General features: G+C 35.6%; 18 protein-coding genes. 13 read left to right on the top strand and 5 right to left on the bottom strand.

Annotation, left to right across the window (positions count from 1 at the left end):
* The first annotated feature begins 100 nt into the window (after nt 1-100).
* From LOK78_RS11420 to LOK78_RS11405, 4 genes are all read left to right on the top strand, one after another.
* Nucleotides 101-697, top strand: coding sequence for a diheme cytochrome c-553 (locus tag LOK78_RS11420; protein ID WP_232634984.1), 597 nt, complete (start codon nt 101-103; stop codon nt 695-697).
* Nucleotides 698-964: 267 nt separating this feature from the next.
* Nucleotides 965-1,237 (top strand): DUF4242 domain-containing protein, encoded by a 273-nt coding sequence (locus LOK78_RS11415; RefSeq protein WP_053971716.1) that lies wholly within the window; start codon nt 965-967, stop codon nt 1,235-1,237.
* Nucleotides 1,238-1,359: 122 nt separating this feature from the next.
* Nucleotides 1,360-2,091, top strand: a complete 732-nt coding sequence (locus LOK78_RS11410) for a sulfite exporter TauE/SafE family protein (protein WP_232634983.1) — start codon at nt 1,360-1,362, stop codon at nt 2,089-2,091.
* Between the two features lie 40 nt (nt 2,092-2,131).
* Nucleotides 2,132-2,794, top strand: coding sequence for a lysoplasmalogenase (locus LOK78_RS11405; protein ID WP_232394914.1), 663 nt, complete (start codon nt 2,132-2,134; stop codon nt 2,792-2,794).
* A 65-nt stretch (nt 2,795-2,859) separates the two neighbouring features.
* On the opposite strand, the gene LOK78_RS11400 is transcribed toward LOK78_RS11405, so the two are convergent.
* Entirely contained in the window at nt 2,860-4,137 is a 1,278-nt protein-coding gene (locus tag LOK78_RS11400) for an NAD(P)/FAD-dependent oxidoreductase (protein ID WP_232634982.1), read from the bottom strand.
* Between the two features lie 126 nt (nt 4,138-4,263).
* Between LOK78_RS11400 and LOK78_RS11395 the strand changes: the two genes are divergently transcribed.
* Nucleotides 4,264-4,758: an RNA polymerase sigma factor gene (locus tag LOK78_RS11395; protein ID WP_053971712.1), complete on the top strand. Its 495-nt coding sequence runs from the start codon at nt 4,264-4,266 to the stop codon at nt 4,756-4,758.
* A 4-nt stretch (nt 4,759-4,762) separates the two neighbouring features.
* On the top strand, nt 4,763-5,404 hold the full coding sequence (locus LOK78_RS11390) for a DUF8845 family protein (RefSeq protein ID WP_232394916.1): 642 nt from the start codon (nt 4,763-4,765) through the stop codon (nt 5,402-5,404).
* On the opposite strand, the gene LOK78_RS11385 is transcribed toward LOK78_RS11390, so the two are convergent.
* Nucleotides 5,401-6,213, bottom strand: a complete 813-nt coding sequence (locus LOK78_RS11385; protein WP_053971710.1) for a lysophospholipid acyltransferase family protein — start codon at nt 6,211-6,213, stop codon at nt 5,401-5,403. The two genes, LOK78_RS11390 and LOK78_RS11385, sit on opposite strands and share 4 nt — an antisense overlap.
* A gap of 49 nt (nt 6,214-6,262) precedes the next feature.
* The gene (locus LOK78_RS11380; protein ID WP_336245953.1) at nt 6,263-6,778 is read right to left on the bottom strand and encodes an NUDIX hydrolase; all 516 of its coding nucleotides are present in this window, start codon (nt 6,776-6,778) and stop codon (nt 6,263-6,265) included.
* 170 nt (nt 6,779-6,948) lie between these two features.
* On the opposite strand from LOK78_RS11380, the gene LOK78_RS11375 reads away from it, so the two are divergent.
* Entirely contained in the window at nt 6,949-7,653 is a 705-nt protein-coding gene (locus tag LOK78_RS11375) for a peptidylprolyl isomerase (RefSeq protein WP_232634981.1), read from the top strand.
* On the opposite strand, the gene LOK78_RS11370 is transcribed toward LOK78_RS11375, so the two are convergent.
* Nucleotides 7,643-8,284, bottom strand: a complete 642-nt coding sequence (locus LOK78_RS11370) for a trimeric intracellular cation channel family protein (protein ID WP_053971707.1) — start codon at nt 8,282-8,284, stop codon at nt 7,643-7,645. The two genes, LOK78_RS11375 and LOK78_RS11370, sit on opposite strands and share 11 nt — an antisense overlap.
* A gap of 3 nt (nt 8,285-8,287) precedes the next feature.
* Nucleotides 8,288-9,004, bottom strand: coding sequence for an RDD family protein (locus tag LOK78_RS11365; RefSeq protein WP_053971706.1), 717 nt, complete (start codon nt 9,002-9,004; stop codon nt 8,288-8,290).
* A gap of 33 nt (nt 9,005-9,037) precedes the next feature.
* Between LOK78_RS11365 and LOK78_RS11360 the strand changes: the two genes are divergently transcribed.
* Genes LOK78_RS11360 through LOK78_RS11335 form a run of 6 tightly spaced genes read left to right on the top strand, consistent with a single transcriptional unit; the run spans nt 9,038 to nt 15,137 of the window.
* Nucleotides 9,038-10,024 carry a stage II sporulation protein M gene (locus LOK78_RS11360; protein WP_232394918.1) on the top strand — a complete coding sequence of 329 codons (987 nt, stop codon included), beginning with the start codon at nt 9,038-9,040 and terminating at the stop codon, nt 10,022-10,024.
* A complete protein-coding gene (locus LOK78_RS11355; RefSeq protein WP_232634980.1) occupies nt 10,002-10,871 on the top strand; it encodes a hypothetical protein in 870 nt (289 codons plus the stop codon). The genes LOK78_RS11360 and LOK78_RS11355 overlap by 23 nt, the downstream gene beginning before the upstream one ends.
* Nucleotides 10,872-11,603, top strand: coding sequence for a DUF4129 domain-containing protein (locus tag LOK78_RS11350; protein ID WP_232634979.1), 732 nt, complete (start codon nt 10,872-10,874; stop codon nt 11,601-11,603).
* Nucleotides 11,600-12,829: a DUF4350 domain-containing protein gene (locus LOK78_RS11345; RefSeq protein WP_232634978.1), complete on the top strand. Its 1,230-nt coding sequence runs from the start codon at nt 11,600-11,602 to the stop codon at nt 12,827-12,829. The genes LOK78_RS11350 and LOK78_RS11345 overlap by 4 nt, the downstream gene beginning before the upstream one ends.
* A complete protein-coding gene (locus LOK78_RS11340; protein WP_232634977.1) occupies nt 12,811-13,794 on the top strand; it encodes an AAA family ATPase in 984 nt (327 codons plus the stop codon). The genes LOK78_RS11345 and LOK78_RS11340 overlap by 19 nt, the downstream gene beginning before the upstream one ends.
* An 11-nt stretch (nt 13,795-13,805) precedes the next feature.
* On the top strand, nt 13,806-15,137 hold the full coding sequence (locus tag LOK78_RS11335; RefSeq protein WP_232634976.1) for a DUF58 domain-containing protein: 1,332 nt from the start codon (nt 13,806-13,808) through the stop codon (nt 15,135-15,137).
* The last annotated feature ends 11 nt before the right edge of the window (nt 15,138-15,148 follow it).

Below are 15,148 nucleotides of genomic sequence, written 5' to 3'. Positions count from 1 at the left end.
TTTTAGACCTTTAGTTAATTTAATATTAAAAAATGATTATATTTATGTCAGAATGCTAACTTAAATCAAAACTTTACAAACCAACCAAAACCTTTTCCACATGACTCGAAAAAACCTGTTCAGTGTGGCTCCAATTTTTATTGTCATTTTATTTTTTAACTGCGTTGATAAAAAATCGGAACCTATTGAGACTACCGTTACCAATGAACCCACAACAGAAGAACTAATTACTAGAGGCGAATACCTCACCAAAACCATAGGTTGTGATCATTGCCATACACCAAAAAAAATGACACCCAATGGACCCGTACCTGATACAGATCGTTGGCTAATGGGGCATCCTGCCAATGATACCCTCCCAGCGATTGTTACAGAAGCTTTAGGACCTGATAAATGGTTATTGTTCAACAATAGTTTAACAGCTGCTGTTGGCCCCTGGGGAGTTTCATTTAGTGCCAATATTACCCCAGATGATACAGGAATAGGAAGTTGGTCATACGATCAATTTAAAATAGCTATGACCAAAGGAAAATATAAAGGAATGGAAAATGGCAGACCTTTAATGCCTCCCATGCCATGGGAATCTTATGTCGATATGAAGGAAGAAGATATGATGGCTATTTTTGAATACTTAAAATCCATCAAACCCATCGAGAATGTAGTACCAAGTTACATTCCCCCTGCCCCCGTCAATTAAGTCTTTACAGATACACCCAAATACTGATTAATAGCAATACTTTCTAATTTGGGTGTATCTTCATTTTTACCTAACATTTTAAAAATAAAAACGCATTTAAATTTAAAATGTATCACTCCTTTTTGTACCTTTAGAAGACTAAATGCTTTTTCAACAAACCAACAACTAAACCAATTTTTGGACTGATTAATAGCTTGGAGTCCAGAGACCAAACCAAACGGGGCGGAACCGAAAAGCCATACGAGTAGGGTTTAACACCTTTTTGTCATGCCTAAATATGTCATTGAGCGGGATATTCCGAATATCGGTAAATCAAGTCCTACGGAGCTAAAGGCCATTTCTGAAACATCCTGTGGTGTTTTGGAAAAAATGGGACCACAAATTCAATGGGTACACAGTTATGTAACTGGCAATAAAATTTATTGCATTTATAATGCACCTAATGAAGAAATGGTTAGAGAACACGCCCAACAAGGTGGGTTTCCTGCAAATTCTGTAGAAAGAGTTTATTCTATAATTGACCCTGTTACAGCCGAATAATTAAACCTTTCTCTTCTAAACTTGAATCCATAAGCCCTTATGGATTCTTATGTCTTAACTTGACATTATTCATGTTTTTTCTGGTTAAATAATTGTACCTTAATGGAACTATTTCCTGAGATATGAACATTCGGGTTGTTTTTCTATTGTTGGCCTTAGTAGCCGAAATAATTGGTACCATAGGCGGCTTTGGATCCTCTGTCTTTTTTGTTCCTTTAGGTAATTTTTACTTCGACTTCTATTCGGTTCTTGGGATGACCGCTATTTTTCACTTATCAAGTAATTTAAGTAAGGTTTTCCTGTTCAAAAAGGGATTGGATAAAAGACTACTGCTTTACATAGGAGCTCCCTCTGTGGCTTTTGTTATTTTGGGAGGTTATTTATCTAAAATGGTCAATAGTTTTTGGCTTGAGGTATTCCTTGGTGTTTTTCTAGTGGCTTTAAGCCTGTTGTTCCTTATAAAAAACACTCTCACATTTAAACCTACGAATAGAAATGCCATTGCAGGAGGAACCCTATCTGGGTTTTCAGCTGGCTTGCTTGGTACGGGAGGAGCCATAAGAGGTTTGACCATGGCGGCCTTTAATCTTGAGAAAAATGTCTTTATAGCCACCTCAGCTTTTATTGACTTATTGATAGACTTCTCAAGGACCTTTGTTTATTATGACAATGGCTATATTCAAAAACAAGAACTTACATATCTTCCTTTTTTGTTTGTCATTGGGTTCGTTGGAACCTACATAGGAAAGTTCATACTTAACTATATTCCACAAGACCGTTTCAGAAAGATTTCACTCTCCTTAATCCTATTAATTGGATTGGTAACCATCATAAAACTCCTTTTAAATTTTTGACATAATATTTATATTTGGAACACACACAAACTAAAAACCTATGACATCAAATAAAGGATTTATCGCCTTTTTTTGCTTGCTACTGGCCATTGAACTTATATGCTCCCATTTTGCCAGTCTCCAACCTTATAGAATAATAACCAAACCTCTCCTTGTTTTATCGCTCATCATCTTCTTTTTATTGCGGGCAAAACACCTAGATGGCATAAGTAAATTACTAACACTTTTAGCATTAATTTGTTCTCTTACAGGTGACATTTTACTTCTATTTGTAGAACATACCTCAAGCTTTTTTCTGGCCGGATTAATTGCCTTTTTACTGGCCCACCTACTGTATATTTCAACTTTTCTAAAGCGAAGAAATCCGCATAAAAAACCTTATTTACTTTATGCTCTTTTAGCTAGTTATGCTATTTTAATTTTTCTCCTCTTAAAAAATCATCTTGGAGATTTCATGGTACCTGTAGCGATATATATGGGAGTCATTTTAGTCATGGCCGTCACCTCATTCTTAAGAATAAAACAAGTATCAGCCTCCAGTTTTTTACTCGTTTTTTTAGGAGCTATTTTCTTTTTGATATCTGATAGCATTCTAGCAATAAATAAATTTTACACCCCTTTGGCAATGTCACATTTAAGTATTATGTTTACGTATGCAACAGCACAACTTTTCATTGTTTTAGGCCTTATAAAACAACGATAGATAAAATTTATAGCAACACATTAACAATCTACTAATCAGATATATAATTTACTTATTTTAAATTATCAGTTCAACTTTTTAAATGGTCTGATAATTAAGCGTGATGCCTTATCAAAATTGATGTAATTGTACACCCAATTAAAGAAAGTAATGACTCTATTTCTAAATCCAACCAAGGCCATTAAGTGAACAAACATCCAAATAAACCAAGCAAAAAATCCGCCAAATTTATAAGGCTTTAAATCAACTACAGCCTTATTTCTTCCTATGGTGGCCATGGAACCTTTATCGATATATTTAAATTTCTTCATCGATTTTCCTGCAATCAATTTAAGTAAGTTTTTACCTAACAAACTCCCTTGTTGAATAGCTGGTTGAGCCACCTGAGGATGCCCTTTTGGATAGTCTTTACTTTCCATGTTGGCAATGTCACCAAGAGCAAAAATATTGTCATATCCCAACACTTGGTTATACTCATTTACCTTGAGTCGGTTGTTACGTTCTGTATAACATTCGTCACGTAATCCTTCAACTGTTCTGCATGTAACTCCAGCAGCCCAAATTAAGGTTTCCGATTCCAGTTTGAGGTCAGTATTGGTGGTTACCTTTACCCCATCATAATTTTTTACAAATGTGTTACAATGGACTTGAACTCCCAATCGTTTTAAAAATTTCTCTGCCTTTTTGGATGCATTTTGACTCATAGGCGGCAATACACGATCGCTACCCTCCAGCAAATGAATCTCCATCAAGTCTGAGTTTAAATCCCTATAATCCCGTGGGAGAATTTGATTTTTCAACTCTGCTATAGCACCAGCCAACTCCACGCCTGTTGGCCCACCACCAACGATAACAAAGCTAAGTAGAGCCTTAACCTCTTCCAAATCATCCTCTATGGCAGCCTTTTCAAAATTTTGAAGAATCAAACTCCTGATATTTAGAGCTTGAGGCACCGTTTTCATTGGCATTCCAAATTTTTGAATGGTCTCATTTCCAAAATAATTGGTTTTTGTACCTAAAGCCAGAACCAAATAGTCATAAGTAATATCCCCTATAGATGTTTCAATTCTATTCTCCTCTGAAACCACACGATGTACCTCTGTCAGTCTGAAGAAACTATTTTTATAGCGCTTAATAAATTTCCGTAGAGGGTATGCAATGGCATCGGCCTCTAATCCAGCGGAAGAAACCTGATATAGTAAAGGTTGGAAAGTATGGTAATTACGTTTATCAATTAAAATGACTTGAACGGGTTTGTTAGCCAATTTCTTTACAATGTTGATTCCGGCGAAACCGCCACCAACAACAACCACCCTTGGGAGGTTGGTTTCAGGTATTTTCATGGTGCTAAATTTGTATAACAAATGTATTGCAAAACCCTTATAAAGCCTATTTTTATAAAGATTTTATAAGTTTTGTAACATTATAACGTTTTCGTATACCTATAGGAAAACTAAACAACCATTTGATTGAGTAAAGAGTTAGAACATAGCTTTGTAAAACTACTTGAGGAGAATCAAAATATTGTGCATAAGGTGTGCAGACTGTACACCAATAACCAACAAGCACACAATGATCTCTTTCAAGAAATCACCATTCAACTTTGGAAAGCCTATCCTAAATTTAGAGGGGACTCCAAATTCAGTACATGGATGTACCGAGTAGGATTGAATACAGCAATAACTCTTTATCGCAAATCAAAAAGACGTGTCAACACACAGGAATTTGATATGGTCCAGTTTAAAATCAAATCAGAACCTTATGATGACACCGAAGAACAACAACTCAAATTGATGTATCAAGCAGTACATCAATTGAACGACATTGAAAAAGCCTTAGTTTTCTTGTATTTAGAAGACAAGGATTATAGAGAAATTAGTGAGACTCTTGGTATAAGCGAGGTTAATGCCCGTGTGAAGATGAACCGAATTAAAACCAAGCTAAAAACCATTTTAAATCCGTAGTGCTATGGATGAGTTAGAATTATTGAAAAAAGATTGGCAAAAACAGGATAAAAGCTATCCTAAATTGTCCTATGACGATATTTACAAGATGATTTTAAAGAAATCATCCTCCATTGTGAAATGGATATTTATCATCAGCATCATTGAATTTGTTTTTTGGTCTTTTATAAGCGTTGCCTTTAGGGATACAGAAAGCATGAAGCATTTTAGAGAACTTCACGGAGAGAACATCCTTGTCCCTATAGCCATAATTGGTTTTGGGATTTTGATTTACTTTTTTATCGCGTTCTTTAAAAATTACAAAAGAATTTCTGTAACTGATAGTGCTAAAGCACTGATGGAAAATATCCTAAAAACAAGAAGAACCGTCAAGCAATATGTGGCTTTCAATATTATTTACCTAATCGTATGCTTCATTGCGGCTCTTTTTATTGAATTTGACAAGAACCAAGAATTAAACGACCATCTAAGTCAGGCCTCTGCAAATGGTGAGATATTTAAGTTTTACGCCATTTTCTTTGCTACGGTTTTCATAGCTTTAGTACTACTTATTGGCGTATTCCTATTATTCTATTGGCTGGTGTATGGAATTCTACTAAAAGGCCTTAATAGAAATTATAAAGAATTAAAAAAACTGGAAATCTAATATTCAGTTGGGTGCCACCTACGCTTGTTGTTAAGCGCCATATGTGCCTCAACCTCATCTTTTGGTATCACCTTTAGAAAGGATGGATGTTGCTCAATGGCATATTCAATCTTTTCAACAATCTGTTCGATGGTTTCATTCTTATAATCGATATCCAAAGGCTCCTTTATTTCCATAGACTGCAGGATATTCTTCTTTTTCACACGTATGCCCTTTTTATCAAAAGAACGTCTAAAACCATCAATAACAATAGGCACCACAATGGGTTCATAATGTTTGATAATATGGGCTGTTCCCTTTCTAATGGGTTTAAACGGCGTGGTAGTTCCCTGCGGAAATGTAATGACCCAACCATCTTGAAGTGCTTTTTTGATATTGGTAATATCGCTCATTTTCACCTGCCTGTTAACCTCTTTACCATCTGCCCTCCAGGTTCTTTCAATAGGAATAGCTCCTGCATAAGACAAAACCTTAGGCAAAAATCCAGATCTCATGGTTTCCTTAGCCGCCACATAATAGATATTCAACTTTGGGTTCCATAGATATCCTATATTCTTGATAGAATCATCCCTATTACTCAAGCTCGCATTAAATACATGAAACATAGCCACCACATCGGCAAAGTATGTTTGATGGTTTGAAATAAATAGCACATTGGTTTCAGGGAGGTTTCTGATAATTTCCGATCCTTCAATCTGTAATTCATTGAACCCTCTAAACCTCCTGTGGGTTATTGCTCCCATGCTTCTAATGAGCCACTTTTTCAAAAAAAGGATATGTCCGAAAGGATTCTTTTTTATCAACCCCATGTTTGTTTCATGCTTAATTAAGGGTACAAAGGTAATAAAAGTAAGAAATTTACAGGGCTTGCTTTAACAAGTCTTTAATCTCACTGAGCATCATAGCAGTAGCTCCCCAAACAATTTTACCGTTTAATTTGAAGGCGGGAACACTAATGGCTTTTTGATAACTCGTGTTTACAATTTCTGTCACCACATTGGAATCGCTTATCATATCCTGAAAAGTAATTTCCAATAATTCTTCAACTTCGGTTTCTTGTTTGATAAAACGTGGCGTTTCTTTGGAAATCCCAATAAAAGGGTAGACATAATAATTACTGGGCGGAATATAAACTTGCGTCATTTCTCTCAAAACTTCAATTTGATGCTCTGGCACACCAACCTCCTCTGCGGTTTCCCTTAAAGCTGTAGCCATCAAGGAATCATCGTGCTCCTCCTCTTTCCCTCCGGGAAATGCCACTTGAGCCGAATGAACACCTCTGTAAGTTTTTCTCAAAATTAAAATGAGTTTGGTGGTATTGGTCACATCTGGATAAAACAGGGCCATAACACCTGCCTTCCTTGCGAATTTCATCTTTTTTTGCTCCCTTTTTATAAGTTCCTGTCGGAATGGTGGAGACATTTTAAATTGAGATGATTCGGCTGGAAGAGGTATATTTTTTAATTTTGGCACTATATTTATAAACCTATCGAAATTCATTGACCTCTCTTTGAATTTTGCAGCTTACAAGAAGAAATCCTTATATGAAATATTTTTCCGTCATTTTTCTTTCCCTACTTCTCTTAAACTGTAACAACAATACCAAAATTAAAAAGGGAACCCCTATTAATCAAACAAAAACCGAAAAAAAAGAAGTCGTTAAAAAAGATACTGTCGAAGAAAAAGAGCCAGAATTTCCATTTCTCACAGATAAAACAGCGATGGAGTTTTTTTTGGAATATGAAAAACACAACAAAGAAAATAAGGTAAGAATAAAGACAGATTTTGGAGATATCGATATCGAGCTTTTTAATGAAACCAAATTCCATAGAGCTAATTTCATTTACCTAACCAAAAGGAAGTATTTTGACAACACCCAATTTTATCGAGTCATCAACAACTTTATTGTTCAAGGAGGTAGTACCGATGACCCAGATATCATGAACAAACGAGCTGGAATAGGAAAATATCTTTTGCCACCAGACACCAAACGTGGTTTTAAACACGATCGTGGCGTCATTAGTATGCCTAGTAGTGAAATTGAAAATGCTTATAAGTTAGCATCTCCCTATGAGTTCTTTATTGTTCAACAGGAAGGAGGCGCACATCATTTGGATGGCTCCTATACCATTTTTGGAAAGGTCCTAAATGGTATGGATGTCGTTGATGAAATTGCCAAACAGAAAACAGATGATTCTGATTGGCCCGTTCACAACATTTATATCAAAAGTGTCAGGGTTATCGATTAGATCTTTTATAAATATCTGGTAAACTGATTTTAAAAATTACCGCCACCAAACGAATCGTTATAACCACTAGGCCTGAAATCACAAAAACCCAATTACGCTCTATCGGCAATTGACTTAATAAAAAATAGGTGGTTCCTCCAACGATACAAGCCGTTGCATAAATTTCCTTCCTGAATATTACTGGGATGTCATTGCACAAAATGTCTCTTATCACACCTCCAAAACAGGCAGACATGGTTCCTATGGCAACACAAATCAAGGGATCTAAATTTGCCGAAAGGCCCTTCTCTACTCCAATTACCGTATACAGACCAATACCTATGGTATCAAATAAAAAAAGCGATCGTCTCAACCGATCCAATTTGTGTCTAAAAATAATAGCAAAAACAGAAGCACCTAAAATAAGGTGAACATAGATCAAGTGGGTCATCCAGGTAACAGGTGTATACCCCATTAAAACATCACGTAATGTCCCACCCCCAACCGAAGTCACAAAAGCAATGATGATGATGCCAAAAAAATCCATTCGCTTGTTTAGGGCTACCAATACACCTGAAATAGCAAAAGCTATGGTACCAAAAATCTCAATCAGATAAATGAAATTCTCCTCTGTGAAAACACCTTCAACCATCAATTACATTTGCTGTGTAAAGTAATTATAATCCTTGATAATTCGCTTGATAAAATCCATGGGCAACTCCTCGGGCTGCACTTGCATAACGTCTTTGGTTTTATTAAATAGCGACAATATCACATTGTGTTGCCCCTTAGATACGGCCGTTTCATATAAACTTTTAATAGTCTGCATCTCTTGATCAGAAAATACAGTCACCTGACTGTATTTAGGTTGATAATCATCGGGCAATTGAACCATAATTGTATCCCTTAAGCGAACTCTTTGCTTTTCACTAATCACAGTCGTTCCGGCAGCTATATCTCCTACACGTTGCCCATTCCCTTTAAGTAAAATGGTTAAAACAGCCAGACCACCACTTGTTAAGGTAACATCTACAATACGCAACAACCACCTTATTAAGAAATTGGAAAAAGCAGGCTTCGAACCATCTAACTTTACCACTCTGGTTTTGGCAGCATATTTACCAATGGTTCTACCATCCCAAAAAGTTTCCAACAATACATAATACATAAAAGCAGGTAAACTAACTAAAAGATAAATTGACCATGAGTCCATCATGTCCAATTCCAAAGTAATCAATAACATGTATACCGAAAATATGTATAGAAAAATCACCAAAGAATCAATCAAGTAACCCAACATTCTATCTCCTAAGTGGGCAACGTTTTGGTTTATCCCTATATTTTGCGCGGTTTCAATTTGAAATTCTTCCATATTTTCTTTTCTTTGAAAGCAAAAGCCCTATAAATGCGTGAAGCTGCTTTTGTGAAGCAAAATAAGGATAAATGGTCCACTTTTGAAAACCTTCTTTCAAATAAAATCTCCATGAATCCCGATGATCTTTCAGACCTATACATAGAAATAACAGATCATTTGAGCTATGCCAAAACCTTCTACCCCAAAAGCAATACCGAATTTTATCTCAATCAACTGGCTTCCAGCGCTCATCAAAAAATTTACAAGACCAAAAAAGAATCTAAAAACAGGATCATCACCTTTTTCACCAAAGAATTCCCCATGGAATTCTACCACCATCAAAGAAAGTTACTCATTGCTTTTTTAGTTTTTGCACTATTCGTTATCATAGGAGCCTTTTCTGCAGCTAGTGAAGGGGACTTTGTTCGTTCTTTTTTGGGTGATGGTTATGTCAACATGACCCTTGAAAACATTGAAAAAGGAGACCCCATGGCTGTGTATAAACAACAAGGGGAGTTCAATATGTTTCTGGGCATTACGTTGAACAATATAAAGGTTGCTCTTATGGCCTTTGTTTATGGACTTTTGGTTGGTATTGGCTCTTTATATATTATGCTACAAAACGGATTGATGTTAGGTAGTTTTCAATACTTTTTTTATGAAAAAGGACTGCTTTGGGAATCAGCTAGAACCATTTGGATTCATGGAACCATCGAAATATCTGTTATCATTGTGGCTGGATGTGCTGGACTGACTTTAGGAGCAGGCATGCTTTTTCCAGAAACATACACCAGACTAGAAGCTTTTAAAAGAGGTATAAAAAGTGGTTTAAAAATTTTAATGAGCACCATTCCTTTTTTTATCGTCGCTGGATTTTTGGAAGGGTTTGTCACAAGACATACAGAAATGCCCGATTGGTTGGCCATTTTTATAATCACCCTTTCATTAGGTCTTATTCTATTTTATTACGTCTATTATCCAATTTATCTCAATAAAAAATCTACTAGTAACCAACATGAAAACATTCTTTCAATTTAAAAAGCAACGTGAACTCGGTGAAATCATAAGTGATAGCTTTGGTTTTATAAGACATGAATACAAGCCCTTTTTCAGTACCATACTAAAAATTTGCGCCCCATTTATTTTAATCTATTTGGGTTGCATGGTTTTCTATCTATATGCGGCTGTAGACATGTTTGACTTCAACAGCTCTTCAAGAAATGGTTTGTTTAGTGGTGGCATCATGCTCCTATCTGTCGGATTATTTGTAGTATCTGCCATTCTAGCCTATGTTTTTGCAAGTGCCTCTGCACTGCATTACATCAAAAATTACATTCATAATAATGGTGTTATCAATGAAAGTGAAATTAAACAAGCGGTTTACCAACAAATCACGGGCTTTTTGGGCTTAGGAATTTTGAAATGGATTACACTAATAATAGGTGCTATGCTTTGCTTTCTACCCGTTCTGTATTTAATGGTCCCCATGTTTATAGTATTTTCCATTTATGTCTTTGAAGATAAAGATGTGTCTGATTCCTATAGTTACAGTTTTACCTTAATCAAAGATGAGTTCTGGATGACTTTCTTTACCCTAATCATCATGTACATTATTATTACGATTGCAGGTTATGCATTCAGTCTTCCAGCTTCCCTATATGGCATGATAAAAATGGGCACTTTCTCAATTGAATTGGACCCATCAGATATGAGCAGTTTTTTTGACCCTATTATGATTCTCCTAAATATAATAGCGTACTTTTTTCAGTACGTGTTAAACCTTGTATTGGTAATTAGCGCTGTTTTGGTGTACTTCAACCTTAATGAGAAAAAACATCTAACAGGTACCTTTGAGCAAATCGAATCTATCGGATCTGATTCTTAAATGAAATTATTAATCGGCATCATATTCCTATTTACTACTTGGCATGAATTTGCTCAAGTAGATTCGTTGGTGGTTGCTGCCGATCACACGCCTCTTCAGGTTCAAGAAATTTCAGAATCAGAATTGGAGCCCTACCTTGAGGACTCCGATTTTGATTATACGGAAACACCAACCGAAATTCCCTTTTGGGATGACCTTATGATTTGGTTAAGAAATCTCCTTTTAAAAATCTTGGAAGCCATTTTTGGGGTAGAAAAAGCGAGCGGTATTTTTAGCATGATTTTAAAGGCACTACCATATCTTCTGTTAGTAGTTTTGGTCTATTTGCTTATTAAACTCTTCTTGAAATTCAATACCAAAACACTTGTTACCGGGAAGAAACCTGAGGGCAGTATTTCTTTGACTCTCGAGGAAGAATTGATAAAAAAGGCAGACCTTGAAAACCTGATACTAGACGCATTAAAAGAAAAACAATTTAGACTCGCACTGAGGTATCAATATTTGTTGACCTTAAAACGTTTAACAGAAAAGGATTTGATTAACTGGCAACCAGATAAAACAAATACAGATTATATTTGGGAACTTCACAATTCTGACCTAAAAACCTCGTTTACCAACCTTACCCGAATTTACGATTATGTGTGGTATGGGTCGTTTCTTATTAATGAGGAAAAATACTTCAAGTACCAAACCGTATTTCAAGATTTCAACCAAACCATCCAAGCGGCATGAATAAAAAGGGGAAAATATATTTAGGTTTGGCCATCTTGATTATTGTTCTGATGGTTTTAGCCGAATACACCAAGCCAGAAAAGGTGAATTGGTTTCCATCCTATGCCAAACAACACAAAATTCCATTTGGAACTTATGTTTTCCACGATTTGTTGGAGTCTCATTTTGGAAATGAACAACTGATTGATATCAACCAATCTCCTTATGAGTATTTGACCTATAACGATTCTATTTCGGGAACTTATGTTTTGCTGAACAACAATATTGAATTGGGTGAAGACGAATTGGAAACGTTGCTTAATTGGGTAGACAAAGGTAACACCCTATTATTTGCCTCAGAGGAAATACCAAAAAGGCTTCAGGATACATTGCAATTAAAAACGTCTTTATTGAGCAATTTTGACAATATAGAAAATGCGTTTTCATTAGGGCTAAAAAATCCACAACTTTCCTCCGATCTATTTCCATTAGATCGTATGGATTATATAAACTACCTCAAAAAAGTAGATTCATCTGATGTAACCGGGGTGGCAGTTATTGGTGCTATAAACGAAAATACACAGCAATTAAAGGAAGAGCATATTACAACCGCATATCAATCCTTTGGTGAAGGACATATTATATTATGTACAACACCTCAAGTCTTTACCAATTATTTCATCTTAAAGGACACCAATAAAGACTTTACAGCAGGACTGATGTCTTACTTTCCTCCTGAAGAACCCATTTTATTTGATAATCACTACAAAACGGGAAAAACATTTTACATCTCTCCCTTGTATGTATTTTTAAATAACAAAGAATTGAAATGGGCTTATTACCTCATGCTTTTAGGCGTTTTGCTGTATGTTATATTTGAAGGAAAACGCAAGCAAAGACCGATACCGGTTATTCCTCCATTAAAAAACCAAACCTTGGATTTTACCAGAACCATTTCAAATATGTATTTGGAACAAGGAAAACACAAGGAAATGGCACATCATAAAATTCAATATTTTTTAAATTTTATTAGAACCCATTACTACTTAGATACACAAGCAATAGACAATCAATTTTTATCTCAACTATCGGCTAGAAGTAACAATTCCCTAGACGATACCAAAGCTCTATTTGAATGGATTGCATCGTTAAATAAAGCCTTAAATGTGAGTGTAAAAGAATTGGAGTTATTGGAAACCAAAATAGACACCTTTAAATCAAAAAATACATGGAAAGCGACAACTTAGAATTTAATAACCGCGTCCCGCTAGAAGAATTAAAAATGGCCGTTGAGTCCATTAAAAATGAGTTGGGAAAAGTGATTGTAGGCCAAGAAGAATTTATTGACCTTTTGATAGCCGCTTTGTTGGCTGATGGCCATGTTTTAATAGAAGGTGTTCCTGGTATTGCCAAAACGGTAACTGCCAAATTATTTGCCAAGGTATTGAAAACCGATTTTAGCCGTATTCAATTCACTCCAGATTTAATGCCAAGTGACGTATTGGGAACTTCGATTCTCAACATGAAAACATCAGATTTTGAATTTAAATCCGGTCCTATTTTCTCTAATGTCATTCTTATTGATGAAATCAATCGAGCACCTGCAAAAACACAGGCTGCATTGTTTGAAACCATGGAGGAAAGACAAGCAACCATTGATGGGCACACTTATAAATTTGAAGATCCGTTTATGGTTCTGGCTACCCAAAACCCTATAGAACAAGAAGGTACATATGCATTACCAGAAGCGCAATTAGACCGATTTATTTTTAAGGTGAAGGTGGATTATCCTCAACTGGAAGATGAAATAAAAATCATTGAAACCCATCACCAAAGAAAAGGTGAAAAACCACATACTTTAATAGAATCTATCATTGACACCAAACAATTAGCAGATTTTAAAGAAAAAACCCAACAAATCCTTGTTGAAGAAAAAATCATTAGATATATAGCAGAATTGGTGACTAAAACTAGAAACCATTCCCATTTATATTTGGGTGGATCCCCTAGAGCCTCTATTGCCATTTTAAATGCCGCTAAGGCCTTTGCCGCCATGTCTGGAAGAGATTTTGTAACTCCAGAAGATGTAAAAAGAGCAGTCAAACCAGTCTTGAATCATCGTATTATTCTAACTCCGGAGAGAGAAATGGAAGGCCTAAGTACCGAACGCGTTTTAGATATGATAATCCAATCTATTGAAGTACCACGATAAAATTTGAGTTCTTGAAATTTTTAAAATCACTTTACATTCATCCAAATTTTTTCAAGGTTCTAGCCCTTGGGTCAGCCTGTTTCCTCCTATCATTTTGGATTCATTGGTTATATCCTCTGGCTTGGGTAATGGTTTTAATCATTTCTCTAGTTGCCTGTATTGATTTGATCTTGCTTTACCGATTTAAAAATGCATTTGAAGCAAAAAGGTGGCTCCCAAAAAAATTTTCCAACAGTGATGACAATCTAGTCCATATCAGTTTACATAACCGATATCCCATCAAAACTTGGCTTCAAGTAATTGATGAACTTCCTGCTCAATTTCAAAAGCGTGATTTTGAGTATCGGACAGCTCTAAAACCAAATGAAACAAAGGATTTCTCTTATACTGTAAGACCTGTAGATCGTGGAGAATACATCTTTGGAAACCTCAATGTTTTTGTTTCCACCGGACTCAAAATAATCAAGCGAAAATTTACATTTCAAGAACATGATACCGTAGCAGTTTATCCTTCGTTTGTACAAATGCAGAAATATGATTTTCTAGCTATCAGCAATCATTTAACCGAATTTGGCTTTAAAAAAATAAGACGTATTGGGCATACCCAAGAATTTGAACAGATTAAGGAATATGTGCCAGGAAATGATTTCAGAACCATTAACTGGAAGGCTACAGCAAAAACAGGCCAACTGATGGTCAATCAATATCAAGATGAAAGGTCCCAACCTATTTATTCCATCATTGATACAGGACGCGTCATGAAAATGCCTTTTGAAGGATTAAAACTATTGGATTATGCCATTAATGCTTCCCTCGCTTTTAGTAATGTTGCTTTAAAGAAACACGATAAAGTAGGCTTGCTTACTTTTTCCAAAAACATAGAAGCTTTTTTACCTGCTCAAGATAAACTGACCCATTTAAATAAAATCATGGATCAGTTATACCATATCGATACTCAGTTTCAGGATTCTGATTTTGGAAGACTTTATGCCCAAGTAAAAAGACAAATAAGTCATAGGAGTATGCTCATGCTTTATACTAATTCTGAACATATTAGTGCTCTTAAAAGACAATTGCCGTCCCTTCAAGCAATAGCAAAAAAGCATTTACTCGTCGTTATCATTTTTGAAAATACGGAACTAGAAGAATTAATTTCTTCACCAACCCAAGACTTAAACAGTATTTACCATAAGACCATCGCCGAAAAATTCAGCCTTGAAAAGTATACGATGGTAAGGGAATTGCAAAAACACGGGATACAAACCATACTTACCAAACCAGAAAACCTGACTGTCAATGCTATTAATAAATACCTAGAAGTAAAAGCCAAAGGGCTTCTTTAACCCTTTTTACA

Origin of the sequence: Mangrovimonas futianensis, from assembly GCF_021245805.1 — a bacterium.
GTDB lineage: Bacteria > Bacteroidota > Bacteroidia > Flavobacteriales > Flavobacteriaceae > Mangrovimonas > Mangrovimonas futianensis.
This window is presented reverse-complemented; position numbering and strand designations above follow the sequence as displayed.

Excerpts from the sequence above, each read along its gene's own strand:
- LOK78_RS11355 (WP_232634980.1), top strand. The coding sequence starts at position 10,002 with ATGAAAACATTCTTTCAATTTAAAAAGCAACGTGAACTCGGTGAAATC.
- LOK78_RS11405 (WP_232394914.1), top strand. The coding sequence starts at position 2,132 with ATGACATCAAATAAAGGATTTATCGCCTTTTTTTGCTTGCTACTGGCC.
- LOK78_RS11365 (WP_053971706.1), bottom strand. The coding sequence starts at position 9,004 with ATGGAAGAATTTCAAATTGAAACCGCGCAAAATATAGGGATAAACCAA.
- LOK78_RS11410 (WP_232634983.1), top strand. The coding sequence starts at position 1,360 with ATGAACATTCGGGTTGTTTTTCTATTGTTGGCCTTAGTAGCCGAAATA.
- LOK78_RS11385 (WP_053971710.1), bottom strand. The coding sequence starts at position 6,213 with ATGGGGTTGATAAAAAAGAATCCTTTCGGACATATCCTTTTTTTGAAA.
- LOK78_RS11360 (WP_232394918.1), top strand. The coding sequence starts at position 9,038 with ATGCGTGAAGCTGCTTTTGTGAAGCAAAATAAGGATAAATGGTCCACT.
- LOK78_RS11415 (WP_053971716.1), top strand. The coding sequence starts at position 965 with ATGCCTAAATATGTCATTGAGCGGGATATTCCGAATATCGGTAAATCA.
- LOK78_RS11375 (WP_232634981.1), top strand. The coding sequence starts at position 6,949 with ATGAAATATTTTTCCGTCATTTTTCTTTCCCTACTTCTCTTAAACTGT.
- LOK78_RS11350 (WP_232634979.1), top strand. The coding sequence starts at position 10,872 with ATGAAATTATTAATCGGCATCATATTCCTATTTACTACTTGGCATGAA.
- LOK78_RS11380 (WP_336245953.1), bottom strand. The coding sequence starts at position 6,778 with ATGAAATTCGCAAGGAAGGCAGGTGTTATGGCCCTGTTTTATCCAGAT.
- LOK78_RS11345 (WP_232634978.1), top strand. The coding sequence starts at position 11,600 with ATGAATAAAAAGGGGAAAATATATTTAGGTTTGGCCATCTTGATTATT.
- LOK78_RS11370 (WP_053971707.1), bottom strand. The coding sequence starts at position 8,284 with ATGGTTGAAGGTGTTTTCACAGAGGAGAATTTCATTTATCTGATTGAG.
- LOK78_RS11340 (WP_232634977.1), top strand. The coding sequence starts at position 12,811 with ATGGAAAGCGACAACTTAGAATTTAATAACCGCGTCCCGCTAGAAGAA.
- LOK78_RS11400 (WP_232634982.1), bottom strand. The coding sequence starts at position 4,137 with ATGAAAATACCTGAAACCAACCTCCCAAGGGTGGTTGTTGTTGGTGGC.
- LOK78_RS11390 (WP_232394916.1), top strand. The coding sequence starts at position 4,763 with ATGGATGAGTTAGAATTATTGAAAAAAGATTGGCAAAAACAGGATAAA.
- LOK78_RS11420 (WP_232634984.1), top strand. The coding sequence starts at position 101 with ATGACTCGAAAAAACCTGTTCAGTGTGGCTCCAATTTTTATTGTCATT.